The sequence below is a fragment of the Bradyrhizobium archetypum genome, from assembly GCF_013114835.1.
GTDB lineage: Bacteria > Pseudomonadota > Alphaproteobacteria > Rhizobiales > Xanthobacteraceae > Bradyrhizobium > Bradyrhizobium archetypum.
In genome coordinates, this window is sequence record NZ_JAAVLW010000001.1 from 333,791 (window position 1) to 357,678 (window position 23,888).

24 protein-coding genes are annotated in these 23,888 nt (G+C 61.6%); 14 read left to right on the forward strand and 10 right to left on the reverse strand.

Going from position 1 to position 23,888, the window contains the following annotated elements; genetic code table 11:
* Positions 1 to 157 precede the first annotated feature (157 nt).
* Genes HCN50_RS01455 through HCN50_RS01470 form a run of 4 tightly spaced genes read right to left on the reverse strand, consistent with a single transcriptional unit; the run spans position 158 to position 6,909 of the window.
* Positions 158 to 1,366, reverse strand: a complete 1,209-nt coding sequence (locus tag HCN50_RS01455; RefSeq protein WP_171707830.1) for a Wadjet anti-phage system protein JetD domain-containing protein — start codon at positions 1,364 to 1,366, stop codon at positions 158 to 160.
* Positions 1,363 to 4,863, reverse strand: a complete 3,501-nt coding sequence (locus HCN50_RS34410; protein WP_171707831.1) for an SbcC/MukB-like Walker B domain-containing protein — start codon at positions 4,861 to 4,863, stop codon at positions 1,363 to 1,365. The genes HCN50_RS01455 and HCN50_RS34410 overlap by 4 nt, the downstream gene beginning before the upstream one ends.
* Positions 4,860 to 5,501, reverse strand: a complete 642-nt coding sequence (locus tag HCN50_RS01465; RefSeq protein WP_171707832.1) for a DUF4194 domain-containing protein — start codon at positions 5,499 to 5,501, stop codon at positions 4,860 to 4,862. The genes HCN50_RS34410 and HCN50_RS01465 overlap by 4 nt, the downstream gene beginning before the upstream one ends.
* A complete protein-coding gene (locus HCN50_RS01470) occupies positions 5,491 to 6,909 on the reverse strand; it encodes a Wadjet anti-phage system protein JetA family protein (protein WP_311966955.1) in 1,419 nt (472 codons plus the stop codon). Before HCN50_RS01470 ends, HCN50_RS01465 begins: the two co-directional genes overlap by 11 nt.
* A gap of 639 nt (positions 6,910 to 7,548) precedes the next feature.
* Here HCN50_RS01470 and HCN50_RS01475 point away from each other — a divergent pair.
* Together HCN50_RS01475 and HCN50_RS01480 are read left to right on the forward strand one after the other, a co-directional pair.
* On the forward strand, positions 7,549 to 7,848 hold the full coding sequence (locus HCN50_RS01475; RefSeq protein ID WP_171707833.1) for a hypothetical protein: 300 nt from the start codon (positions 7,549 to 7,551) through the stop codon (positions 7,846 to 7,848).
* Positions 7,849 to 7,936: 88 nt separating this feature from the next.
* Entirely contained in the window at positions 7,937 to 8,461 is a 525-nt protein-coding gene (locus HCN50_RS01480) for a metallophosphoesterase (RefSeq protein ID WP_171707834.1), read from the forward strand.
* 491 nt (positions 8,462 to 8,952) lie between these two features.
* Here the strand turns inward: HCN50_RS01480 and HCN50_RS01485 are convergent, their stop codons facing one another.
* Positions 8,953 to 9,132 (reverse strand): hypothetical protein, encoded by a 180-nt coding sequence (locus HCN50_RS01485; protein WP_171580623.1) that lies wholly within the window; start codon positions 9,130 to 9,132, stop codon positions 8,953 to 8,955.
* 1,005 nt (positions 9,133 to 10,137) lie between these two features.
* Here HCN50_RS01485 and HCN50_RS01490 point away from each other — a divergent pair.
* On the forward strand, positions 10,138 to 10,347 hold the full coding sequence (locus HCN50_RS01490) for a helix-turn-helix domain-containing protein (protein ID WP_171580622.1): 210 nt from the start codon (positions 10,138 to 10,140) through the stop codon (positions 10,345 to 10,347).
* A gap of 8 nt (positions 10,348 to 10,355) precedes the next feature.
* On the opposite strand, the gene HCN50_RS01495 is transcribed toward HCN50_RS01490, so the two are convergent.
* Positions 10,356 to 11,741, reverse strand: coding sequence for a tyrosine-type recombinase/integrase (locus tag HCN50_RS01495; RefSeq protein WP_171707835.1), 1,386 nt, complete (start codon positions 11,739 to 11,741; stop codon positions 10,356 to 10,358).
* A gap of 280 nt (positions 11,742 to 12,021) precedes the next feature.
* Between HCN50_RS01495 and HCN50_RS01500 the strand changes: the two genes are divergently transcribed.
* Entirely contained in the window at positions 12,022 to 12,243 is a 222-nt protein-coding gene (locus tag HCN50_RS01500) for a hypothetical protein (protein ID WP_171707836.1), read from the forward strand.
* A gap of 42 nt (positions 12,244 to 12,285) precedes the next feature.
* A complete protein-coding gene (locus tag HCN50_RS01505; RefSeq protein ID WP_171707837.1) occupies positions 12,286 to 12,684 on the forward strand; it encodes a hypothetical protein in 399 nt (132 codons plus the stop codon).
* Positions 12,685 to 12,823: 139 nt separating this feature from the next.
* Here HCN50_RS01505 and HCN50_RS34170 read toward each other — a convergent pair whose 3' ends face one another.
* Both HCN50_RS34170 and HCN50_RS01510 read right to left on the reverse strand, forming a co-directional pair.
* On the reverse strand, positions 12,824 to 12,958 hold the full coding sequence (locus tag HCN50_RS34170) for a hypothetical protein (protein ID WP_283812036.1): 135 nt from the start codon (positions 12,956 to 12,958) through the stop codon (positions 12,824 to 12,826).
* A complete protein-coding gene (locus tag HCN50_RS01510; RefSeq protein WP_171707838.1) occupies positions 12,958 to 13,428 on the reverse strand; it encodes a group III truncated hemoglobin in 471 nt (156 codons plus the stop codon). The genes HCN50_RS34170 and HCN50_RS01510 overlap by 1 nt, the downstream gene beginning before the upstream one ends.
* 88 nt (positions 13,429 to 13,516) lie before the next feature.
* On the opposite strand from HCN50_RS01510, the gene HCN50_RS01515 reads away from it, so the two are divergent.
* Both HCN50_RS01515 and HCN50_RS01520 read left to right on the forward strand, forming a co-directional pair.
* Entirely contained in the window at positions 13,517 to 13,945 is a 429-nt protein-coding gene (locus tag HCN50_RS01515; protein ID WP_171707839.1) for an RrF2 family transcriptional regulator, read from the forward strand.
* Positions 13,881 to 14,264 (forward strand): DUF6522 family protein, encoded by a 384-nt coding sequence (locus HCN50_RS01520; protein ID WP_235976697.1) that lies wholly within the window; start codon positions 13,881 to 13,883, stop codon positions 14,262 to 14,264. Before HCN50_RS01515 ends, HCN50_RS01520 begins: the two co-directional genes overlap by 65 nt.
* A gap of 16 nt (positions 14,265 to 14,280) precedes the next feature.
* Here HCN50_RS01520 and HCN50_RS01525 read toward each other — a convergent pair whose 3' ends face one another.
* Positions 14,281 to 14,970 (reverse strand): SET domain-containing protein, encoded by a 690-nt coding sequence (locus tag HCN50_RS01525; RefSeq protein WP_171707841.1) that lies wholly within the window; start codon positions 14,968 to 14,970, stop codon positions 14,281 to 14,283.
* 155 nt (positions 14,971 to 15,125) lie between these two features.
* Here HCN50_RS01525 and HCN50_RS01530 point away from each other — a divergent pair, with 155 nt between their 5' ends.
* The 6 genes from HCN50_RS01530 (at position 15,126) to HCN50_RS01555 (ending at position 21,450) form a co-directional block, all read left to right on the forward strand.
* Positions 15,126 to 15,749 carry a hypothetical protein gene (locus tag HCN50_RS01530; RefSeq protein ID WP_235976698.1) on the forward strand — a complete coding sequence of 208 codons (624 nt, stop codon included), beginning with the start codon at positions 15,126 to 15,128 and terminating at the stop codon, positions 15,747 to 15,749.
* Between the two features lie 108 nt (positions 15,750 to 15,857).
* The gene (locus tag HCN50_RS01535) at positions 15,858 to 16,202 is read left to right on the forward strand and encodes a hypothetical protein (protein ID WP_171707842.1); all 345 of its coding nucleotides are present in this window, start codon (positions 15,858 to 15,860) and stop codon (positions 16,200 to 16,202) included.
* Between the two features lie 205 nt (positions 16,203 to 16,407).
* Positions 16,408 to 19,077 (forward strand): coiled-coil domain-containing protein, encoded by a 2,670-nt coding sequence (locus tag HCN50_RS01540; RefSeq protein ID WP_171707843.1) that lies wholly within the window; start codon positions 16,408 to 16,410, stop codon positions 19,075 to 19,077.
* A 77-nt stretch (positions 19,078 to 19,154) separates the two neighbouring features.
* Positions 19,155 to 20,186, forward strand: coding sequence for a TAXI family TRAP transporter solute-binding subunit (locus HCN50_RS01545; protein WP_235976699.1), 1,032 nt, complete (start codon positions 19,155 to 19,157; stop codon positions 20,184 to 20,186).
* 17 nt (positions 20,187 to 20,203) lie between these two features.
* Positions 20,204 to 20,815 (forward strand): hypothetical protein, encoded by a 612-nt coding sequence (locus HCN50_RS01550; RefSeq protein ID WP_235976700.1) that lies wholly within the window; start codon positions 20,204 to 20,206, stop codon positions 20,813 to 20,815.
* A gap of 38 nt (positions 20,816 to 20,853) precedes the next feature.
* Positions 20,854 to 21,450 carry a DsrE family protein gene (locus HCN50_RS01555; RefSeq protein ID WP_171707845.1) on the forward strand — a complete coding sequence of 199 codons (597 nt, stop codon included), beginning with the start codon at positions 20,854 to 20,856 and terminating at the stop codon, positions 21,448 to 21,450.
* Positions 21,451 to 21,596: 146 nt separating this feature from the next.
* Here HCN50_RS01555 and HCN50_RS01560 read toward each other — a convergent pair whose 3' ends face one another.
* Positions 21,597 to 22,331: a TetR/AcrR family transcriptional regulator gene (locus tag HCN50_RS01560; protein ID WP_171707846.1), complete on the reverse strand. Its 735-nt coding sequence runs from the start codon at positions 22,329 to 22,331 to the stop codon at positions 21,597 to 21,599.
* A 111-nt stretch (positions 22,332 to 22,442) separates the two neighbouring features.
* On the opposite strand from HCN50_RS01560, the gene HCN50_RS01565 reads away from it, so the two are divergent.
* The gene (locus HCN50_RS01565) at positions 22,443 to 23,846 is read left to right on the forward strand and encodes a carotenoid oxygenase family protein (RefSeq protein ID WP_171707847.1); all 1,404 of its coding nucleotides are present in this window, start codon (positions 22,443 to 22,445) and stop codon (positions 23,844 to 23,846) included.
* Positions 23,847 to 23,888: the final 42 nt, after the last annotated feature.

A 23,888-nucleotide genomic window follows, 5' to 3' on the forward strand; every position in this document is an offset into this window, starting at 1 on the left:
AGAAACTCCACTGCCGTTTCCACCTGTTTTGAAGGCCTGTGCGTTATATGACTTTGACTTCATAAGAAGATTAGGCGCGAAGGATCGGCCGTCCTGCCCCAAAACCGTTTCCTTTCCATCTGCACACCTGCTCCCCCTGCGCCTGTTTTCCTGGCGCTCAGCCTAGGCCGTGATCCGCAGCTGGCACGACGGACCGCGGCTCCAGCGCCTCCTGCTCCAGGTGGCGCACATCGGATCCAAACGCCAGCCAGTCAGCCAAATTGCGGATAGCGCTTTCGGATCTCGCGATCGACCCTAGGCTCGGTTCCGGATCGGCCGGCTGCCCGGCCTTCTCGGCCAGCTCCTTGGTCATCAGGTGCGGCTGCGGCCCACGCGGCAAGTTTTCCTCCAAATACCTGAAAATCCGCAGACCGCCGGCATCTACATCGCCCCAGTGAAGGAACGGCACCTCGGCGGGCACGGTCAGCAGAACCTTCGACAGGAGCTCGATGACTCCCGCCGCCGGGAAACCGCCGGTGTAGACGACCAGGCTGCCGTCCTCGATCTCGCGAACCTGCCGATTGAAACTCGCGTAGTTCTCGATCGTCAGGACGGCCGTCGGCCGCACCAAGACCGATAGCTGCGAGAGCATCTCCGGATGGATTGATGCGAACGGCTTGGCGCGACCGTCGACCACGCGGCCACTGGCCCCGTCCACGACAATAGGCCCTTTCAGATGAACAGGGTGGCTGAAACGCTCCAGGCCGATGTGCGCCCAGACTACGTCCGCCGCTGCACCGGGCTGCCCGATCTGGACGCCGAGAACGGCGGCGAGCCGCGAAGCGTGCCGATCGAACGCCTTCGTGTCGTTCGTCGCCTTTTGGGAGAAGGTTCGCGCGTCCAGTCCTTTGGCCTCCTGCCGCGAGATGGACGCCAACAGCGTGAAGAACTCCTTGGCGGCATCGGCCTGGCCGGCCGCCAGGCGATAGGCGGGCTCGTTGCGGGTCCACCTAGCCGTCATTTCATCCAATAGGCCGACCACCCACGGCTCACCGGCCGTAGCGACCGGAAGCAGCTCGTTCCGGACGCGCTGCGCGGTCGCTGGCGCCGGCGGACGCCCCAGGTGTCTGGCCAGCAGTTCAGGATCGCGCACGCGAACCCGCTCGATCAGATGGCTCCGGTCTCTCTTGCCCCGCAGCAGTTCGACGGCGCCGAACCTCTCCGCCGCCGCCATCTGATCGTGGAAGCGGCTAACCTGCTGCGCGGTCGATAGCCTGTCGTACTCCGGAGCCGCGGAAGCCGGCCGGGAGCGATCAGGGTTGCGCTCGCTCCGCTCCAGCAGCCGGTCAAGGAATTCGACGGCATCCGGTGTACGAACGTCGGTCATTCCGCCGCCTGGTCCTGGGGGATGACCGCAGCCTTCTCGACAGCAATCAGCTCGGATTTGAACACGTCGAAGCCCTTCCGGTATGGGTCGATCGCAACGATCGCGTCGCGGGCCTTCTCGGTCAGGAATTCAGTGTCGATCATCACCTGGTTGCCGAGCCGGTTCACATTTACGACGGTGTCGACCACTTCCATGAACACGTGACGCTTTTCGTCGGGGGTGGCCAGCATGACCTGGAGCCCGAGATCCCGCATGAATTCCGAGCACTGACCGATCGCCTTCGTGTCCAGTCGATTGAAGGCCTCGTCGAAGATGGCGAGCGACAGTCCGCTCTCGCCGGTGCGCCGGTTCTGGTACGTGGCGGCCAACGAGGCACCGATGGCGATGTAGAAGGGCAACTGGCCTTCACCACCGGATCCCGTGCCCGCACGGCTCGTCAGCGACGATCGGATCTTGCCTTCGGCATCCTGGATGTAGAGTTCGAAATTGAAATACTTGCGCGGGTCCTCGATATCCTCGGTCCGCGCCTCCACATTCGACAGGATCTCCTCGATCTGGCGAACCGCCCGGATCATGGGAGAGTTCGCGTCGCCGCTGCGATCCCCGAAGAGAGACAGATTGAACTCTGACTTCCTGGATTCCTCGACGAGCTCGATCATGTCGACATGGGTCGGGGCCTCCAGCGCCTTGAACGAGTAGTAGTCGCGCCCGTGGAACTGACGATCCTTGAGGTGACGATTGAGCTCGTTCAGGGTGGCCTTAATGCCGGTGAAGGCGTCGTCGAGGCGATGCAGGAGATCATCGCGGAATGCCGAGGTCATCTCGGTCGCGGCATTCCGGCACTGCTCCTCGTATTGGACCAGTTCATGTGTCTCGAGGCGCTGCTTTTCCGCCGCGGCCCACTTCTCAACGGCCGCCGGCGTCGCTTCTTCAGCCGTGAATGGCGGCACGACATGGAATTCCTGACCATGCTTGTTCATTGCGCCGGTCATTTCGCGCATGAGACTCGAGCGGCGATCCGTCGAGCGGCGATCCCGATCGGCCACGAAGCCAGCGATGAGGTTTTGTATAGATTCAGTGGCGATCGCAGGGACCTGCCCCCGGTACTCGCGCATGGCCGTCGACTGCGGAAAGCTATCCCGCATCTGGCGCGCGCGACCGCGCCGGACCGACGACAAGTGGTCGCGGTTCTCCTTCACATAGATTTCGTATGCGCCCTCGGCGCGGTCCCGCGCCGTTTGTGCCCCGTTGAAGGTCACTTGAGTCGTGTTTTTCAGCCGGGCGGCCGTCCCCGCTTCAGACCGCAGACGATCTCGCTCTGATATGAGCTTGGGATCGCGATTGCGCCGGGCATCCTCGATGTTCTTCTCGGCGTCCGAGATCTTGCGATCGAATTCGACCAGCGTAGCGCCGCACGACAAGCAGCTCAGGCCCGCGCCCTGTACTTTCTGGAATTGCGCGAACATGCCCTCGAAGAGACGGGCCTCTTCTTCCAGGCGCCCAATCTCACGAGCCTGTTCGGCGAGCTTGAGCTCGAGCTCTTGCCGCTCGGTCTGAAGTTGCTGGCGCATCTGGGCCTGCGTGGCGCGACCGAGTTTCAGGTACTCCGGCTTAGGAAGTCGCCGGACCGTCCTGCCGCCCTGCATCATGCGATCTGGCGTAATGGCGTTCTCAGCGGCGACCATCCTGTCCATGGTCTCCACCATCATCAGTCGGCCGAGGCGATAGTTCAGGAAGGCCCGCGCGTGCCGGTTTTCCGTGCTGATGATCTGCGCCAGCGAGCCCTTTTCGGCCGGCCTGGTACTGTCAGTCTTCGTCGTGTTGATGACCTCAGCGTGCTGGAACGAATACTCCCCGCCTTCCCGATAGATTTCGAGGGCGCGGACCGCCCGATTAGGCTCAACGATCAGCGCCTCCCGGGACCGCCCCAGTACGGCTTCGGCCGCCATCCGCCACTTGTCGTCGCGGATTTCCACCAGATCGCACAATGGTTCAGCTTCGATGCCATGCGAACGAAGCTGGTCGATCAGCTCCCGCGTGCCACGCTCGATGGCGCTCAGTCCCTGGTCCATTCGCTTGAGATTGCTGTTGATCTGATCAATGCGATCCTGAAGATCCTTGGTCGCGACACGGGCGTTGAAATGGACATCCGAGAATGTCTTGCGGACCGCCGCGAGCCGTTCCTGATCGACCGCGGCAAGCGCCGCATCCAGATGCGAAGCGCTATCCTTCCAGTCCTCCGAGAGCGTCTTGTCCCATTCGGAAAGTGGCGCTCTTCCCCGAGCGACCACGACTGCACTCAGCAGCGCATGCAGCAGATCGTCCCGGCGAACCAGCAGATTGCGCTCAACGGCCCTTTTTATCGAGGCGATGAGCCCATCGATCTCGTTGACCGGTGCCATTGCATTGGCGCGCTGACCCACGGTGAAATTCTTGTCCGATTCATACATTTGGGCGAGTTGTTCGCCGTCACTGGTGTTGATCGACAACTCGACGGCCTTGAGCTCCGTTTCGAGCGTCGAGTGCCGGGTCGACGCAGCGACGGCTTCCACTTCCGCCTTTGCAGCGGCGCTCTTGAGCTGCGCAATGTTCTCTTCCTGACGTCGCGCATCCCGCCGGAACTTCTCCCACTCAAGGCGGGCAATCTGCCAATTGGTGACCGCGATAACTCGTTCGTTTTCGACGGCGCGGCCGACGATGCGGAGGATTCCGGCGAAGCTCGCGCTCTGCGCCCTCAATTCCTCGATACGGCGGGTCAGCGAACGCCAATGTTCGATCCCGCGCCGAAGCCTATCGACCTGGAGGGGCTGAACATCGAGAACGTAGTTCCGGATAAAGTCCGTGGGATTGTCCACTGGTTTCAGCAGCAGCGCGTTCCGGAATGCCTTCTGAAAGCGCCTCGGGTCGAGCGGGAAGCCCGCCGGCGACAAGGCCCGGAGCGATTCCGCCACGAAGTCGGTCGCGCTGGAGAACGCGTCGTCGACTTCGATATTCCGGGCCCGCAACGCGGTGCGCACCGCATGCCACTGCAGCGTCTCGACCTCATCGTCGCCAACCGCAGCGAGGATGTCTTCCTTCGTCATCGCGCACCTGGCAATGAAGCGCGCCTCGCAGGACTCGTCGCTTCTCGATGCCGATGCCGAAAAAGCCACGCCCAAGCTCACTGTGGAGCCGTCGTTCAGGTCTTCGAAAACCAGGATGACGTAGGTGTAGGCATGCTGCCTGGTCGGCTCCGACCGCTCGCCCTTCTCATCGAGCGAGACCACGCCGAGGCAGTAGTCGCGCAGCGTCCGCTTACTCCTGACGTTGCTCTGGGCGCTCGGATTGAACCGGATGCTGGCCATACTTGCGCCGGAGAGCACGGTCTGAACGGCGTCGATGATCGCCGATTTCCCCGCCCCATTCGGGCCGATGATCGCGGTCATGCCGCGCATGTCGACCTGCTGCGCCCGGAACAGATACCAGTCGACCAGGATGATACGACGGAGTTCGATCACGCCTGCACCTCGCTCGTGGCGTCGGTCTTTGCCGTCGCCGCGGCCGAGCGCGAGACGAACTCTTCGAGGGAGCCGAGCGTGTCCTTGGAGACCACGATCGGCAACGCGGGCCGCAGGAACAGGGTAAAGTTCCTGTCGTCCCGATCCTCGATCCTCACGAGGCCGCGCTGCCTGAAGCCGGCCAGGATTTCCTTTACCCGCCCGAAGTTAGGCCGCTCGCGATGGGTCCGGTCCTCGTAGATCTGCAGGATCTGCTCGCTCTCGACCTCCACCTCGCCGAATTCCTTGGCCTCGAACCGCGTGAACGCCTCCTCGTAATGGAGCCGCAGCACCAGCAGGAGCAGGCTTTCGTCGAGTTTCATGCTCTGACGGGGAGGCAGTTCGTTCGCCACCAGGCCGACGTATCCGTCGTTCGGCCTGCCTACGACGCGGTAACCCAGGGCGTCGAACAGGTTCTCGAAGTAGCCCATGTAGCGGCGGAGCACCTCGAAGGAGGTCTTCATGCCCCAGTCGTTTTCGTAGATGAACTGGGCGCGCCAGAGCGACTGCGCGGCCTGGCGCAACTCCTTCTGCAACCGGTCGCCGTCGCCGCCCTCGGAATCCTCGTCGTCGATCAGTTTGGAAAGATCACGCAGCATCGGCGGAGGTCCTCGTTCTCTCGATGCGGAAGGCGGTAACGTCGATCCAGTCGTTAGCGGTGCGCTCCTCCTCGAGCGTGATGGTGAATTCGCCCAACCGCACGGAGCGACCAACCGCCGCCAGGTTCGGCAGGGCCCGGTAAGCGAACAGATCCGGGATGCTTTCTATCTCGATCTCCGCGGACGACACGGCATCGCGGCCTTGCATCTGCCGGCGAGCAAACTCGAGCAGCTTCTGGTCGGACACCCGCACCATCCGGTCGAACTCGGTCGTGGCCTGGACATAGGCTCGCAGATAGGGATCCTGCTTCGGTACCTTGAAGCGGGTCCGCTCCGGAGGAGCCTTCGGCGGCGGCGGGGTGTATAGCGCGAGGGACGTGATCGGCAGACCGACATCCGGCGACCTCAGACGGATCTCGACCTCGTCGCTGCCGATCTTCGAGAGCTGCTCGATCAACCGCACGATCCGCTCGGCGGACCCTTCTCCCATGACGTCCATGTAGTGGACCGTAGTGCGGATGCGGCGTTCGAGGCGATCGCGGAAGTCCTCGATCTTGTCCATGAACGGTCCGACGTCCTCGAATACGCTCTTAATCTTTTCGAGCTCCGCGACGACGCGCTCCTCGGCCGTGGCGATCGTGGCGCCCGGAGCCATGACACCCTGCTCGATGTAGGCGCGTGCGATCTTGCCGAGCAGCGCGGCATCCGCGAGCATGTCGCCCGCGAGCGATGCGATCGTGCGGCGATGACGGTAGGGGTTGTTGGACGTCTTGAGTTGCTTGTAGTCAGCGATCAGCAGCCCGTCGACAAAGTCCTGGAAGAAAGTGCGGAGGATGGCCGCCGCGTTTGGATTGCCCAGAATGCGGTCCTCGATCTCGCGCATGCCGGCGAGGATCCGGCGCATGCTGCGGGCGAACCGCAGGGCCGTGTCGTGCGCGTTGGCCAGACCTTGGGCCATGGTCTCCGGCTCGCGGTTCGCGGCCTCAAGGTTGTTCTTGACGTCGACAACGGCTCCGGCGACGCGCACCCGGCTGTTGCCGAAGTCGGTGATCGCGCCCAGGACCATGAACGCGTCCGGATTCATGTCGACGTAGGTGCGCCACTTCTCGGTCTCTTCTGTGAGCCAACCGGTGTCGCGCAGTCGATAGTAGGCAAGGTAATGAGCTTGGCTCGTGGTCTGATCTTCCTCAGGGTCGCCCTCGGAAAGCTCGCCCATCGATCCGATGCCGAACTCCGAGAGGCCGATTTCGATCTGCTTCACGACCTCTTCCCTGAGCGGCGTCTCGAGGATCCGTGCCGAATAGACCCTCTCGTAGAGACGCATCAGCAGGCGCGCGTAGACGTGCTTCTTCGGCCCCGATAGAGGCTTGAAGAGGGTCTCCGGAAGATAACCAAACAGCTTCATCATCGGTCCTTGAGCCGATGGATTGAACCGTTACGCTCCTTCAACTGCAAGGAAAAACAGTAGAGTTTCGGGGCGTTCTCCTTGCTTTCCTCCGCTTCAGAAGCTCCGTCGCGGCCTGCTCCATGATATCCCAGGCTGCCCGATGCTCGTCGATGGCCACCTACTTGATGTCCGCGATGATGTCCTTGTCCATCATCGCAATTAACGTAACCCGGTCCCCTATGGGGGTTCGTTTGCCCTTTTTCGGCGCCCTCTTCCTTCCGACCATTGACCCCTCCGCTGCGAGAAACCTTTCGTTAACCATAGCGGGGGCGGGGGCGCGGGCCCGGATGGCAGGACCTTATCGACCGGTGCTGCGTCCAGATCCGGACGGCTGTCCAAGCCGACGGCGGCACCTTCCAGTTGACGCATATCAGAGAGAAATATGGCTCGCCCCCTGTATTGGACAGACCGATTGTCTCTGGACGCGAACGGCCAGGTCGAGGAGGCGATCGATCTGGCCGAGGCCCGCAGCGCCTGCACCTGAGAAGTGTGCGGCGAGGTCGGCGTCCTCCGCAGCGGCGGCTGGCTGACGACTCGCTGCTACCGGTACGCCGAGGCCGGCCTCCTGCCGAGGTCCGTCCCGGCTTCGAGAACATCGGCATGGTCCGGTACGGCATCGGCGATCAGCGCCGGATCACCTGCCGATGCTACGACCGGGAGAACGATGCGTTCGTGGACGTCGATCCCGCCTACCCCGGAATCGAGGAGGAATGGGATGGCCAGATTCCGCTGTCGCGCTTGCGGCCAGAAAGGCGATTTCGTCTACGACCCGAAGCGGCACGAGTGCCCGCGCTGCGGCTCGCGCGAGGTGCAGTTCGCGCTCCCGACCAGCTCGTGTATGAGATCATCGAAAACCTGAGCCGGGCCGAGCCCCTCGACCGCGAAGGCGGGAGGAACTGACCATGCGCTTGTGGGTCATGTCCGACCTCCATCTCAAGCTCACGCGGGGCTGGGACCTGCGTCCGGCGCGGCGCGTCCGGATTACGACGTGCTGATCGTCGCCGGCGACCTGGTCCCCAGGGCCGAGCGCGGCGTCCGCTGGTTGCTCGACCGCGTGACAGACCGGCCCCTCATCTACGTCATGGGCAATCACGAACGTTATGGCACGACCTGGGAACGACGCTCGAGAGGGTCAGGGCTGCGGCTGCCGGAATGCACGTGCACGTTGCGGAGAACGAAACCGTCCGCGTCGGCGATGTCACGTTCGCGGGCGCGACACTCTGGACGGACGTCGGCCTCAACGGCCACGCGCATCGCGATGATGACCGCCGGCGACCGGATGAACGACTTCAAGAAGATCCGGATTTCAAACTATGAGCCGCGCTTCCTGCCGCATCACGCCCTCACGAGGCATCTCATTTTTGTGGCATTTCTGGACGCCGAAATGCGCAAGCCCCGCGGCGGAGACCGCCTGGTCCTCGTCATGCACCATGCGCCGGTGCGACAGATGCCGCCACAGCGCAGCGTCCGGAGAGCGACCTCGCCCTCGACGCCGCCTACTGCAGCGATCTAACGCGACTGATGATCTCTGCGTGACGACGGACGGGGCGCGCTGCGCCCGGCCGACCTCTGGCTCTATGGCCACACGCACGAGTCCTTCGACGCCAGGATCAGCGAAAGCCGGTGGTGTCCAACGCGAAGGGATACGGGCTGTGGCACCTGGGACCACCCCGACTTCAACGAACGCCTCACAAGCACAGCGAGGTTCCGAATGCTCGGTAGTTTAGCCATCTGATCCTGGCGGCGATCTACAATGTCTGGGGCCCACGGCATTCCGAACCCAAGGCCAAGCCCATTCAAAGAGCGATTCGCAATCTTTGGTTTCAAGACTTGAAGCGACTCATAATTCTTTGGTTCTCAAACTCACGTTTTTTTGGAGCTAGACCAAAAATCAACAGCTTAGCCGACCACATTTGAATGGCCCCGACGTGACCGCCACCAATCGCTCAGATTCACCGATGCGGGAAATGGGCGACAGGCCACCCCCGGCCGGTCGCCTACAGGTTAAGCGCGCGTTGATAATGAAACGCCTAGCTTTGCTGCCATCACAGTGGTGGCACCGGGCGTCCGCTTTAGCGCCTTTGCGATCCTGGCGACGCCTAACTTTGCTTTTGCCATGGTCTTCATTTTTCGAACATCGTCTTTCGTCCACGCGCGGCGAACTACTTTCTTTGCTTTTGCCATTCTTTCTCCGAATCGGATTGGGACAGAGCCGGGCTTCTATCATGACAGCCTGCATTGGCGACAATGAACAAGGCGAGAATGTGAATGCGACCTCGTCGCCTGAGATTTGGATTACTGTTGTCGGGCGCAAAAACGGGCATGTGCCTCTCATATCAAGGGGGACTAGCATGGGCGAGCGATTTTATGTGGATAGAGCGCGCGTCGTTCGGGCGCTTGCGGAGGAGGCAGACCCCTTGGTCAAGAAACGGCGTCTACGCCTTGCGAACAATGACGACGGCATGCGAAAGCAGATAACGCGCGGTCACGTGAGAAAAAGCCAGCCGTTCTAAATTCGAAAGTCGGGCCGCAGATTAGCCGACCCTTTTTGCTGTGTAGTGTCTTCGGGCATCGAACGGCGGGTCGAAAATTATATCCGCAAAATGGGCGACCTCGACCTGCCTCAACAAATGGCAAGATTTCCGGCGGCATGTATCCAGAGTCGCGATTTTGAGGAGCGCGCTTACCGGCACCATGTGCTTACTATCGCGTAAATAAGCCAATTTGCGACGCGGCCGGCCTGTCCAGTTCATCATGGCCAAAATTGTGCGAGCTAAAGCAATAAAGGCGACGGCTTGATGCGCGTTCAGCAAAATTGGTTACACCCAAAAATGACGCGAAAATCCAGTCACCGGAAAATGATCGCTGTGTTCTTCTCCGATCTCACCGGCTCTCAATGATCCTCGGCTCTTTCAGCTGTCCCATAATACTCGAAGCTTTCGTAGCTTTCACTGGAGAGAGGAGCGAATGCCGTGATTGAATGAATCGACGCGGAGCTTTCTTCCCTGCCACTCGTTTTTATGTTGCGGTCACCAATCTTGCGGTCACCAATCTGGTGTCGAGAACCAAACTCACAAAGGCATGTCAGGCGCGCGCTGTTCCGAAGCGCCGCCGTTAGCCGCACGAGACCGCCGATCTTGATTCAATTGGGCGGCGGAGAAGAATGAATAACCGAGCAGGGAGCGATTGATGGCGATGACGGATGAGCCCCGCAAAAAACGGAACCTGATTCCGTTAAAAAAGGCGTTGGAGCGGGGTGGTTTCGGCCGGACCAAGGCCTACAAGCTGATCAAGAAGGGAAAGATCATCGCCTACAAAATGGAGGGCCAGACCATGGTCGATGCCGATTCCATCGAGGCCTATCATATGACCCTCCCTCGCATTGAGCCGAGAACGTGAAGGCGCTCTTAATTCGCACAGCTTTCGAGGATTTCCTTGATCGGCACAATCTTTTTTGGGAGGGCAAAGCGATTGATCCGGTCAGCCCAATGCTGCATCAGCTTGGTCCGCGAGCCGATCAGAGCCAGCGGTCCGTGCCGTTTGTAGATCGCCTTCACCGAGTCACTTTCGAGATGCGCAAGTTGCAACTCGATGACGTCGCCATCCCACGCCTTGGCTTCCTTGATCTCCTCATGGTGACAAAGGGTCGAGAATGTAGTGCGGAAGCCATGGGCGCAATGTTCGGTTTTGGTGTCGATGCCGAGTGCACGCAGCCGAGAACAAAGCGATCTACTGGACAAGGGCTCATCTTCGGCACAAGCGAACACGTAGCGCCGATTGCCGTTGATTTTCCGCACGCGTCGCAGGATAGCGACGGCTTGTCGCGACAGGGGCACGACATGATCCCAGCCGGTCTTCATCTTAGCAGCAGGAATAGTCCACCGTTCGGCATCCCAGTCGACTTCTGACCATTCCATGTTGTTGATCATGCCGGGGCGCGGGATGGTAAGTGCATCGAGCCGAAGGGCATCACCGACGACATCACCAAATCTGGCCTTCGCCCATGTCGGCATGATCAGCCTGAACAAGCGAATCACATCCTGCGGATCAGTGACGCCGGGCCGCGGCGTCGAGACGTTGGCAATAAGCTGCTTCTTGCAGGCACGGAACGGATTGTAGCCATCCCCTTCGAGGTCAGCGTAGTCGCAAACTTGCGAACCGATACTGTGAACTCGGTCACGGGTCTCTAGTCTGCCTTCAGCCTGCATCGCCCGAAAGAAAGCGAGAACGTCGGGGCGTTTGATGTCTTTCCGACAGAGCTTGCCGAAACGACCCTTCAGATAACCAGCCCATCTTTCGAGCAGCGCGATGGTTTCAGGACTGCGAACTGTGACAAGTCTGCCGCGCTTGATCTTCTCGATCTTCTTCTCTGCAAGCCATTCATCGATCCACACGCCCAGAGGGCGTTCGGCCGCCTGACGATGTCTTTCGAATTGTTTTTCGACGGAGGGATCGACTGGTGGGCTTTGGGCGAGCAGCGCCTTTGCGACGTCGCGCTTCTGACGTGCAGTGGCGAGTGAAAAGGTGCCGTCGTTGCCATCGCCGTAAGGCCCGACGGAGTAGGTCTTCTGTCGGCCATGAAAGCGATAGGCCATCTGCCAGAGCTTGGAGGCGGCTTTGCCCGGCCTGTTCAGGTCCGGCTTGATGAAGAGATAGAGACCGCCGCCTGTCACGTCAGAAATTTTCGTGGCGGTCCAAGCGCCGTTCTCGAATTTCGGTTTGGCGGCGCGACAGTCGACGTCGGTCCTGATCTGCTGGGGGTTTGCGTGCTCGCCAACCTGACTGCGTGCCATCTGCTTCGACTTCTCGCGTCTCGGAAGATCGGAATTGTGCCCCGACGTTTGTTCTTCCGATACCAACAAAAATACCAACAAAGTCGGCGGCTGGACGCGAACGAGAACAAACGGTGACGAACATGAATGTACGCGGAAACCCCGATTTTTCAAGCGTTTCTGAGCGTGTGCGGACACCATCGAACATCTTAGAACGTCTTCGAACAGTCTGCCTTCTTACGTCCGAGGTAATCGAAACGGGTCACAGGCTGGCTCATCTTGGGGACACAGGAGATGACCCATGCTGATGCTCATCCTCTTCCGTCTCGCCGCCGCCATGACTTCCTTTGTGGTCAATCTGGCCACCTTGTTGCTGGCGCGTTCGCTGAACATGCCCGCGCCGATGCTGCACGACACCGGCGTCTTCGTGTTCGCGCAGATGCAGACGATCGAGAACAAGGTCGGCAAGGCGCTGTGTCCTGTGCGGCTGATGCGTCAACTTCGGTCGTTGATGCAACGCTGATCCCTGCCCTTAAACAAACCACCCAAGCAAAGGAGAATCGTCATGATCCGTCCGTCCACCTTCCTGAGCCGCGCCCTGCTCGCCGACGCCATCTTCAGTGGCGTCGCCGCGGTCGCGTTGACGCTCGGCGCCGGCGCGTTCGCGCCGTTGCTCAGTCTGCCGGAAGTCCTGTTGCGCGAAACCGGCCTGTTCCTGATCGCCTATACGGCGCTGGTCGGCTGGCTGGCTACGCGGTCGACGGTGGCAAAGGCGCTGGTGTTGCTCGTGATCGTGGGCAATGCCGCGTGGACGCTGGGCAGCATCGCGCTCTTGTTCTCTGGCGCGGTTAGCCCCAACCTGCTCGGTCAGGTCTTCATCGTGGCGCAGGCGATTGCGACCGGCGTGTTTGCCGAGCTGCAGTATGTCGGGCTGCGTAGAAGCGGTGAGACGGTGACGGCGTAAGCCTTCCCGTCATTGCGAGGCATCCGGTCGGCGCGAAGCGCCGCCGGATGACAGGCGCCGCGAAGCAATCCATATCGCAGCAAACACGACAGATGGATTGCTTCGTCGCGTCGCTCCTCGCAATGACGGGGCAAACATGTCAGCTCAACACCAGCGCTGCAATCATCCCCGCGAGCGTCAATACAAGCCCGATCACCAGCATCGGCACCAGGCTGCTGCCAGAATACGGATCGGCCTGCTCCTTGTTCGTTACGACATGTGCCCGATAAGCCATCAGACTGCTCCTGCCTGGTTGCGTCGAAATCTTTCGCCGTTCCCCAGCATCACGCCATTGGCGCCGGCGATGCCCAGTTCGAGACTGGCAGCAATCCGCCGGGCCCGCTCCATGAAATGCGCTTCTGCCTCCGGCGGGCAGATCTCGCGGGCGGTTTCCTCGAACAGCGCGAGCCAGCGATCGAAATGCGCGGCATCGACCGGCAGCGGTAGATGCTTGGCCATCGGCGTGCCGTGATAGCGGCCCGTCATCAGCGCGACCGAGGACCAGAACGCGCACATCTGCTCAAGATGCGGCTCCCAATCCTTGATCTTGGCACCGAAAATCGGCCCCAGCACGGCGTCGGCGCGCACCTTGGCGTAGAAGCCGTGCACCAGGCGCTCGATCATCGGTTCATCGATGCCGGTCCGCTCCATGATTTCGGCCGTCAAGCGCTCACGCCGCGCCGGTCCCGCCACAATCGCTTCCATTCCTGCACCTGCCCCTTAAATAAGTATTTCAAATACTCATTTAGACGGCTATAGATGATTTGCAAGCAGATCTTTGGAAAGGGCTCTTATGCGCCTGACGTCGTTTACGGATTTTGCCTTGCGCGCCCTGATGCGGCTGGCGGGCGAGCCCGATCGCTCTTTCGCCACCAATGAAATCGCGGCCGAGTTCGGCATTTCCCGCAATCATCTCGCCAAGGTGGTGCGCGACCTCGCCGATAGCGGTTTCATCACCACCCAGCGCGGCGTCGGCGGCGGCTTCATGCTGGCCCGCCCGGCCCAGTCGATCACGATCGGCGAAGTGGTGCGCGCCCTCGAAGGGCCGCCACTGGTCGAATGTTTTCGCGAGGATGGCGGCAATTGCGTGCTGAGGCCGCGCTGCCGGCTGAAGGCCAAGCTCGCCGCCGCGCGCGAAGCCTTCATGCGCGAGCTTGATGCCACCACACTGGCGGAATGCGCCTATCCCGCGCCGGCCAGGCGGAGCCCTGTGCACGCATGAGAACTGCAACGAAGCATCAGGCCTAACGAATGAAACCGATCGAGTTCGAAATGGCGTCGTGCAGATCGACGCGTCCATCGTTGCCGAGGGCCTCGGCCTCGCGCCGTCCCTGCTACGGGAGGAGATGCGCGCGGGCAGGATCACGAGCCTTGCCGAGCGCGGAGTGGATGGCGATTCCGGCCGCCATCGCCTGACCTTCTTCTCCGAGCACCGGCGGTTTCGCGTCGTCTTCGACGAAACCGGCACGATCATTCAGCGCTCGGCGGTCGATTTCGGCAATTCGGCGCTGCCGAAATCGGTGCGCAAGATCAGCGGCTGAGGCCCGCGGGTACAGCCTAGGCCTGTAACGGTGGCGCCGAGACCGGCCGTTTCCGGCCCGCCGACTTCCTCCCGGCAACCCTGACGCGGCTGTTGCCATTCAAATGCTTGGCATTCGCTGACTTGCCATTCAGCACGTGGCCATTGAGCTTCTTCTTCTGCGCAGCCTTCGCCTTCAATTTTTCCTTCAGCTTGGCGTCAGCCTTCGCTAGCTTTTCCGCCTTCCTCAGCGCCTTGCGCTCGGCCTTGGCCCTCAGGCGGGCCTTCTCGGCCCGCGCCTCGGCGCGCTTTTTCTTGCGCTTCTTTTCGCACGAGGCGCATTTGCAGCCGATCGGCTTCAGATAGGCTTTGAAATAGTCGGTGCCGTAGTCGTAATTGATCTCCTCGCCCGGCTCGATGTTCTTGATGGCGCGGATGAACACCTTGCGTTTACGGGGCTTGACGTCGGACTCGGCGTTCGGCCTGCAGGAATGGTTGATATAGCGGGCGATGTTCTCGCGGACCGAGCCGTCAATGGTCCAGCGCCCGCTCAGCTCGAACAGATATTTGTTCTCGATCGCGTCTTCCTCCTCCTTCTTCGAATCCAGGAGCGGCCCAAAATAACGGATGATCTTGGTGCCCTTCTTGATCGGCTTGGTGGCGAAGAGGCCAAGCCCGGTGCGGGAGCGGCCGACGCGATAGGGTTTGTTCGGAGGAATGGACGGCATGACGACTAAATGACTGCACGCTCGGAAAGTGAGGAATTGCGAAGCCGTCCTTCTAGGACGATTCCGCGGCAAAGTCAGGTGTTTCGTACCTTTGCCATGAACCTTCCCCAGATTGCGCGCGTCTGATCTTGGAAGTTCCAATTGCGAGACATGAGATGAAACGCGTTGCCCGTCGGCAGTTCGTCCTTTCGGCCGCCGCGGCGCTGTTCGCGGCTGTATTTTGGCTGAATTTACCGGCCAACGCCCAAACATTCAGCAGCAGCTACACCTCGACCGCGCCGAAGGATTGCCGAACCGTCGGCAAGTCCAGCGACCCCAACGGCAGCGCAAGGCAGGTCTGCCCTGGCAAATCGGGGTTGATCGTGCTGATCAGTGCCGACGACCTGCGCGAGACTGTCTCGGTCGGGCCGAGCCAAGCTTCTGCCGCCAAAGAGCCCGCGGCAGAAGCCTGGTTCGCCCCCTTCAATTCGAGCGCCCATACCATTGAATGGCGAGCGGTGGACGGCAAGCCATTTGCGATCATTCAGCGCTGGCTGATCGCCGACAACGATCATCCAGACAAGACTGGAAATCCGACCACGAAACCGATGCTGGCGGTGACCAGGCTACCTCCCGGGCCGGTCTGCCATGTCGCCTATATCGACGGCCAGGCCAACCGCAACGCCAACGAACTCGCGCGCCAGGCGGCCGACCAATTTGCGCGTGATTTCAAGTGCGGGAAGGACGAAGTGAAAGTGGTTGGCGAAAAAGGCACAGCCGTCAGCCTCGCGAAGCGCTGATCGCGCCGGCTGCCTGGCGTGTTTTCGCCGCATTAACGTCAAAGCTTAAGGTTTGAGTGCTTATAGTTTATCAGATCATGTTCTTGCACGGCATCACTTGGGGCAACGATGCACATAAAATTCCTGACACTCCTCATTATCGGCACTGCCCTCTCCGGCTGCTGCGCCTCCGGCACCGGCTGCTCGACGCCAACCGCCACCGGCGCACCGATCGCCTGGGACGGCTTGGGCGAACCGCCGACGGCAGATGGCGAACAGGCTGGACCGTCCAAACCGAAGCGAAGGACCGCGCGCAATCGCGATCGCGAGATCATTCTCGGCCCGCTGAATGAAGCCGCGCCCAGGGAAACATCGGCCAGATCGGCATACGAAGAGTGGACGCGCCTGCCCAACGAAGATCCCGAGGCGGACGCAAGACTGAAGCGGCAAATCAAGATCTGCCGGGATTGCTGACCGGCACGCCAGCCGCTATGGTCGCCGCAGGTCCATTCTGACGCCGACGAACACGCCCGTAAAAACTACGTCCCCCAACTTCTGGGTGCTTGAGGCCGTGCCGCGAGCGGAATAGGCTTACTGTATTGGAAATCCCGTATTGGAATAGAGAAGTGATAGTCCGGTAATCTGTCGGAAAAATAGTTCCATCAGAGTAGGCGTTTTTATGCGCCAAACGATCGAGAGCGCACCCCGGAACCAAGAGACCATCATCCTCGAGGATGATGCGAGTGGAACTTTTGATGTCGCTCGCTGGTCGATCGAGGCGGGCGAATGGATCAGTGAAAACGGGGAACCAAGCAAGATCAAGCCGACGCATTGGTCTCCGCTGCTACATAATCCGTATCTCCAACGACCGGCTACCTCCTCTCACGCCGGCCGTGCGCGGCGGCGATTTGCGGCTTCCTCCATCACCACGGCGCTCGTTGCGGCGGCGCTAACCGGCCTGTATTTTCGCGCCGAGGTCGCTACCTGGGTGATGCGAGACGCCGGTCAGCAGGAAACCCTTGCTGTCGGCGCGATCGGCAAGCAGCTCGCTGAGCAAGAGACCCGCTTGGTGAGCCAGGATCCGCCGAAGACCGATCTGTTTGGGCAGATCGACCACGGAGCGCAGACGAGGACGCAGAAGGCGCTGCGTCCGGAAATCCTGGCGACTGAGGCTCCCGAGACACGCAGCGCGATCGAGCAAATGCGCTCGCCGGCTGCGAATTCCGCACAATCGCTCGAACAGGAGCGCGAAAAAACCACGGCTCTTGCACTGGAGGTCGCCACCGCACAACATGACCGGGCGGCAAGCATGGAGCAACAACGCCAAGCGCTTCAAGAGGAGCGCGCTCGCGGAGCCGTGCTGGCGAGCGAGCTCGCGGCGGCGAGGCGCGAAATCGAGGCGAACGCAGCGCTGCTGACCAAGGCGCGCGACGACGCGGCGCAGTTCAAGCGGGCTGCGGAGAGGGCAACGGCGGAGCTGCAGAAGGAGCGCGGCAGCGCCGAGCTTCTATCGCACGAACTTACGATGGCGCGCCAGGCAAAGGCAGCACTGCTGACCAAGCAGCGCGACGATGCGGCGCAGTTCAAGCAGACGGCGGAGACGGCGGCGGCGGAGCTGCAGAAAGAGCGCGATGGTGCCGCAACCCTGTCGCGCGAACTCGCGGCGGCGCGCCGCGAAATCGAGGAAAACGCAGCGCTACTGACCAAGGTGCGCGACGATGCGACGCAGTTCAAGAAAACGGCGGAAACGGCGACGTCGGACCTGCAGAAGGAGCGCGACGGTGCCGCAACTCTGTCGCGCGAACTCGCGGCGGCGCGCCGCGAAATCGAGGAAAACGCAGCGCTACTGACCAAGGTGCGCGACGATGCGACGCAGTTCAAGAAAACGGCGGAAACGGCGACGTCGGACCTGCAGAAGGAGCGCGACGGTGCCGCAACTCTGTCGCACGAACTCGCGGCGGTGCGCCGCGAAATCGAGGAAAACGCAGCGCAACTGACCAAGGCGCGCGACGATGCTGCGCAATTGAAAAAGACGGCGGAGACGGCGGCGGCGGAGCTGCAGAAAGAGCGCGACGGTGCCGCAACCCTGTCGCGCGAACTAGCAGTGGCGCGCCGCGACATCGAGCAAAACGCCGCGCTGCTAGCCAAAGTGCGCGACGATGCGACGCAGTTCAAGAAAACGGCGGAAGCGGCGACGTCGGACCTACAGAACGAGCGCGACGGTGCCGCAACCCTGTCGCACGAACTCGCGGCGGCGCGCCGCGAAATCGAGGCAAACGCAGCGCTACTGACCAAGGCCCGCGAAGACGCAGCGCAATTCAGAAAGACGGCGGAAACGGCGGCGGCGGACCTGCAGAAAGAGCGCGATGGCGCCGAATCCTTATCGCGTGAGCTCGCGGCGGCGCGCCGCGAAATCGAGGCGCTGCTGGCCAAGCAGACTGCGGAACGGACGACTGAGGAGCAGCAGAAAGCGCGCGACGGCGCCGAGGTCCTTTCGCGCGAACTCGCGATGGCGCACCGCGAAATAGAAGCCAATGCAGCGTTGCTGGACAAGGCGCGTGACGATTCGACGAAATTCAGGCAGACTGCAGAAACAGCGACCGCGGAGCTGCAGGAAGAGCGTGACGGTGCCAAGGTGCTGTCGCACGAACTGGCGATGGCGCGCCGCGAAATCGAGGCAAACGCAGCGCTCCTGACCAAGGCGCGCGACGATGCGGCGCAGTTCAAGCGGACTGCTGAAGGTACAACGGCTGAGCTGCAGAAAAAGAATGGCAGCGCCGAGTCTCTATCGCGCGAGCTCGCAGCGGCGCGCCGCGAAATCGAGGCCAATGCGACGCTACTGACCAAGGCGCGCGATGACGCGGTGAAATTCAGACAGACTGCGGAGAGGACAACCGCGGAGCTCGAGCAAGAGCGCGACAAAAACAAAGTACTGTCCCGCAAACTCACAATAGCGCAGCGCGCGATTGAGGCGCACGCTGCGGTCGCCCCTGCTGCGAATAGCCGGATTACCCAGGCAACCCAAACTGTAGAGGCCGCCGCTCCAGCGCAACCGGCGGCCGCAGGCGCGCAAGGCAATCCGGAAGCTGCGCGGCTAATGGCGCGCGCCAGTGCGCTGGTTGCTCAGGGAAATATCGGTGCGGCGCGGATCGTACTCGAGCGGGCCGTCGAGACAGGCAGTGCTCAGGCGAGCTTCATGCTCGCGGAGACGTATGATCCGGCCATTCTTTCCACATGGGGGACATTCGGTACGCGCGGCGAAGCGGCAAAAGCGCGCGAACATTACGCAAAGGCTTTTGCTGGCGGAATTGAGGAGGCCAAGAATCGATTGAACGCGCTGTCTCAGTGAGACGATTACGTTCTCAGCATCGGGCTTTGCCGGAGGCGATGGCGCGTCGAGAGCCGGATTAGAAGAGGAGTTTGCAGATGAATACCTTTTTTAAATCACGCTTATTACTCATGCTCAGCATATTGGCGCCGGTGATGCTGGCACTTCAGTTTGCCGAAGTCGGTGCAAAGGCGCAGCCCGCACGCCCGCCGCGAAGCGGTCCAGCGCTCGAGACGCAAAAAAAAGAAAGAATGAATGCCTGGACGGTCGGCCTGGCCGGCGGCCTGCTGGAGGGCGCACCTATTCGCCTTGCTGCCGAGATCGCCCGCGTCGTCGATGACGGGCCGAACATGCTTGTGCTGCCCATCGTGACCCGAGGCGCCACCGAAAATATGAATGCGTTGCTCCATCTGCGTGGCGTCGACATGGCGATCATTAATTCCGACGCGCTCGAAGAGTACAAGCTTCAGGCGCCTGAGGTTCAGCATCGCGTCGTCTCGCTTCTCAACCTCTTCCCGTCGGAACTGCATATCTTCGTTCGGCCGGAGATTGCGAGCCTACAGGACCTTGCCGGCAAAAAAGTGAACTTCAACACGCTGGGCACCGCCGCGGCCTATTCGGGCCCGTTGATCTTCAGCCGCCTCGGCGTCGACGTCGAAAAAACCTTCATCCCGCACCAGGTCGCGCTGGAGCAGATGCGCAAGGGCGAAATGGCCGCCGTCGTTTTCATCACTTCGAAGCCGGTTGACGCTTTCCTGCGTGGGCGCTGGGAGCCTGGCTTCAAGTTCCTTCCGGTCGCTTACGAGAGCAAATTCGAGGATTACTATCTTCCTGCAGTGCTGGAGCCGAGCGAATATCCCAATCTGATTAAGCAAGGCGAACGCGTGTCGACAATCGCAGTGCCGACGGTTCTTGTTGCCTTCAATTGGCCTATCCAATCGAATCGCTACCAGCGCGTCGCACGCTTTGTCGACTACCTGTTTTCCCGGATCGACAGGCTGCAGGCAACCGGCTTCGACCCGAAATGGAAATCGATCAATCTTGCTGCGACGGTACCCGGCTTAGCCCGCGCCCCGGCGGCGCAGGCATGGCTGGATCGTCAGGCGCGTGGAAAGCAGGCGTCGCAATGAGGACCGCTGCGATCCCCTTGTTTGTCGCGCTCGAGCTGGCGAGCGGAAGCGCCCTCGCACAAAGCACGAGCGATCCGCTCGCGCAACTTCGCGGCTGTTCCCTGATGGAGCGCGCGGAGCGGCTGAAATGTCTGGACCGGCTGTCGCGCAGCATGGCACCCCCAGCGGGCCCGGCGTCGCCGCTCGGCAACTGGACGATCAGTGAGACCACATCGCCCGTGGACTATAGGCCGTTCGTCGTGGCCATCACATCATCCCTTGACGCCGCGGAAGGCGCCGCGATGCGGCTCTCTATCTACTGTCGCAACGGCCGCACTGAACTTGTGGTCACCGGCACGGCCATCGCTGGCCGCGGCGAAGATTACGAGATGTCCTATCGCGTCAATGGCGACCAGCCGGTGCAAACGGTGGCAGGTTCACCATCGTTTGGAACGGGCGTCGCATTCAAGGGCGATGTCGTGCGCTTGTTGCAGTCGCTCCCCGAGGAGGGCGAGGTCGCCGTTCGCCTTTCTCCCCGAACCGGCATTGCCCGCGAGGGGAATTTTTCGATCGGCGGATTGAAGGTGGTGCGAGACAAGCTGGCCGCGGCATGCAAATGGCCGCAAGCCATTGCCACGCCGCGCAATTAAGGAGCATTGGACAGGAAAACGTTCAAGGGAGATGAGTGATGATTAAATTTGAAAATTTTGTTAGAGCGGCGATGGGCGTCGTAGCGCTGTTCATCCTCGCAACGCCATCGGCGGCGGAGCCCGCGAAGGATCCGATGAGGGCGCAGATCGCCGCACCGCCATTGGCGGCGGCACCGGCGAAGAAGCCAATGAGGGCACGGCTCGCCGCCGCGCCAGCAGCGCCGACGAAGCAAACGACAGCGCGGAAACAGGTTGTTGCTGACAAGAAGTTGCACAATCTTATCTTGCAGGTAAACACCAACGAACCCGCAATGATGAATCTCGCACTCAATAATGCGGCGAACGTCGCGCAATACTACAAGGACCTCGGCGAGAAAGTGTCTATCGAAGTCGTCACTTTCGGCCCTGGCCTGCACATGCTGCGCAACGACACGTCGCCGGTGAAGGCGCGACTAGAGGTGCTCGCATTGAGCACGCCGGAAATCTCATTTAAAGCCTGCGCCAATACCCAGGAAAACATGCGCAAGGCCGAGGGCAAGGACATTCCAATCGTTCCACAGGCGCAAGTCGTTAAGTCCGGCGTCGTGCGCGTGATGCAATTGCAGGAGAAGGGCTGGTCGTATGTAAAGCCCTGAAGCATCGCGGTCGCAAGCGGTCCATATTTGGGCCCTTGCGGCCGGTCGATCTCACCGCTGCGGGCCTTGGCTTTTCGGCGCCATGTATCGCGAGAAATGCGCGTCGCCGCCCTGCCCGTTATGGACCAGGCGCCGGCAGCGCGGCATCAAGTCCCCTGCGGTCGGGCCACGGTTGATCTGAGCATCGCATCCAGGAGCTGTTCGACGCTGGTACCTTCGGGCAACCGGTGCAGGATGTCCTTCAACCTTCCATCGAGCAGCAGCGAGGTGAAGCCGTGCACCAGCGACCAGGCGCGCGCGATCGCGGCGGCCTGATCGAGCGACAGCGCCTCCAGCGCGTCGCCGGTCAGCTTTTCGTTGCGGCTGGCGCCGATCGCACTCGCCAGTCCTTCAAACGAGGCGGTCGCCGCCTCGTGCAGCGAGGGCCGTGTCATGTCGAGCCGCTCGGTGCGGAACATCAGCCCGTACATGCCGGGGCGCGCCTGCGCATAGGCGACATAGGCCTTGGCGCGCGCCATCGACTTCATCAGCGGGTGCGTTTCCGTGTTGCCCGCCGCGATCATCGCCTCATTGAACCTTCGAAATCCGATGGCTGCGAGTTCGCTCAGTAGTCCGGCGAGATCGCCGAAATGATGGGTGGGCGCGGCATGCGAAACGCCGGCCTCGCGCGCCACCGCGCGCAGCGTCAGGCCAGGCAGTCCGTCGCGCTCCAGCACCCGCTCGGCTGCGGCCAGCAAGGCGTCGTGGAGATCGCCGTGATGATAGGGGGTCTCGCCCGCGGGATGACGGCGGCGCGTGGCCGGCCTTTCGGTCACGGCTCTTGCCGACCTGTGCCTCGCGGCTGAACGGTTCACTCTGGTTTCTCTGGAAGTTCTTGTCATGCGACTCTTATAGCCACAATTTTTACACTGTAAAGATTTTGCTTGACGCTCGGCTCTCGCATCCCTACCAATATCTTTACGATGTAAAGATAGAACCGGAGGAGACGTGAGATGGCTGACCAAGTGACAACCGAGTTGGCGCAGCCCAATCTGGCCCCGATCCCGATGGAGTGCGACGCGCCGCATCTCAAGGTGACCGGCGAGTTGCCGCGCGAGCTCAACGGCACGCTCTATCGCAACGGCCCCAATCCGCAATTCGACGCGCCCGGCGCCCACTGGTTTGTCGGCGACGGCATGCTGCACGCCTTTCATCTGGAGAATGGCCGCGCCAGCTATCGCAACCGCTGGGTCCGCACCCCGAAATGGCTGGCCGAGCATGACGCCGGCCGCGCATTGTTCGGCGGCTTCGGCCGCAAGCTGCCGGGCGCGCCGGCCGGCACTACCGACGATGGCGGCGTCGCCAACACCAACATCATCTTCCATGCCGGCAAGCTCTTGGCGCTGGAGGAAGGCCACCTGCCGACCGAGATCGAGCCCGGCACCCTCAAGCGAACAGGCTATTGCGACTACAATGGCGCCATCAAAGGGCCCTTCACCGCGCACCCCAAGATCGATCCCGTGACCGGCGAGATGGTGTTCTTCGGCTACAACGCCGCAGGTCCCCTCACCCCCGCCATCTCCTTCGGATCGGTCAACGCTTCCGGCGTCGTGACGCGGTTCGATCGCTTCGAAGCGCCCTATGCCAGCATGGTGCACGACTTCATCGTCACCGAAAATCACCTGTTGTTTCCGATCCTGCCCATCACCGGCAGCATGGAGCGGGCGATGCGCGGCAAAGCGCCGTACGCCTGGGAGCCAGAGAAAGGCGCGTATGTCGGCCTCATGAAGCGCAACGGCTCGACGAAGGATCTCGTCTGGTTCCGCGCCGAGAGCTGTTACGTCTTCCACGTCATGAACGCTTGGGAGGAAGGCAATCGTATCATTGCCGACGTGATGCAGTTCGAGGAAGCGCCGCTGTTCACTCATCCCGACGGCTCGAAAACCGATCCGCAGAAATCGCGCGCCCGGTACTGCCGCTGGACCTTTGACCTTGCAGGCAATACCGACCGCTTCACGCAAACCTATCTCGACGATCTCACCGGCGAATTTCCGCGCATCGATGACCGCCGCGCGGGACAGGCGAGCAGACATGGCTGGTACGCCTGTGCTAATCCCGATCTGCCGATGTTTGGCGCGTTGTCCGGCATTGTCCATGTCGACGGCAACGGCAAGCGTCTCGGCCATTACCTCCTGCCCGCCGGCGACACGATTTCCGAACCGGTGTTCGTGGAGCGCGAGCCGGACGCCGCCGAAGGCGATGGCTGGTTGCTTGCCGCCGTCTGGCGCACGCGGGAGAACCGCAGCGACCTCGCGGTGTTCAATGCGCAGGACGTCGAAGCCGGGCCTGTCGCGCTGGTGCATCTCGGCCACCGCGTGCCCGACGGTTTTCACGGCAACTGGGTCGGCGCGGAATAGAACCGTTATGTAGCCTCGTCATTCCGGGATGGTCCGAAGGAC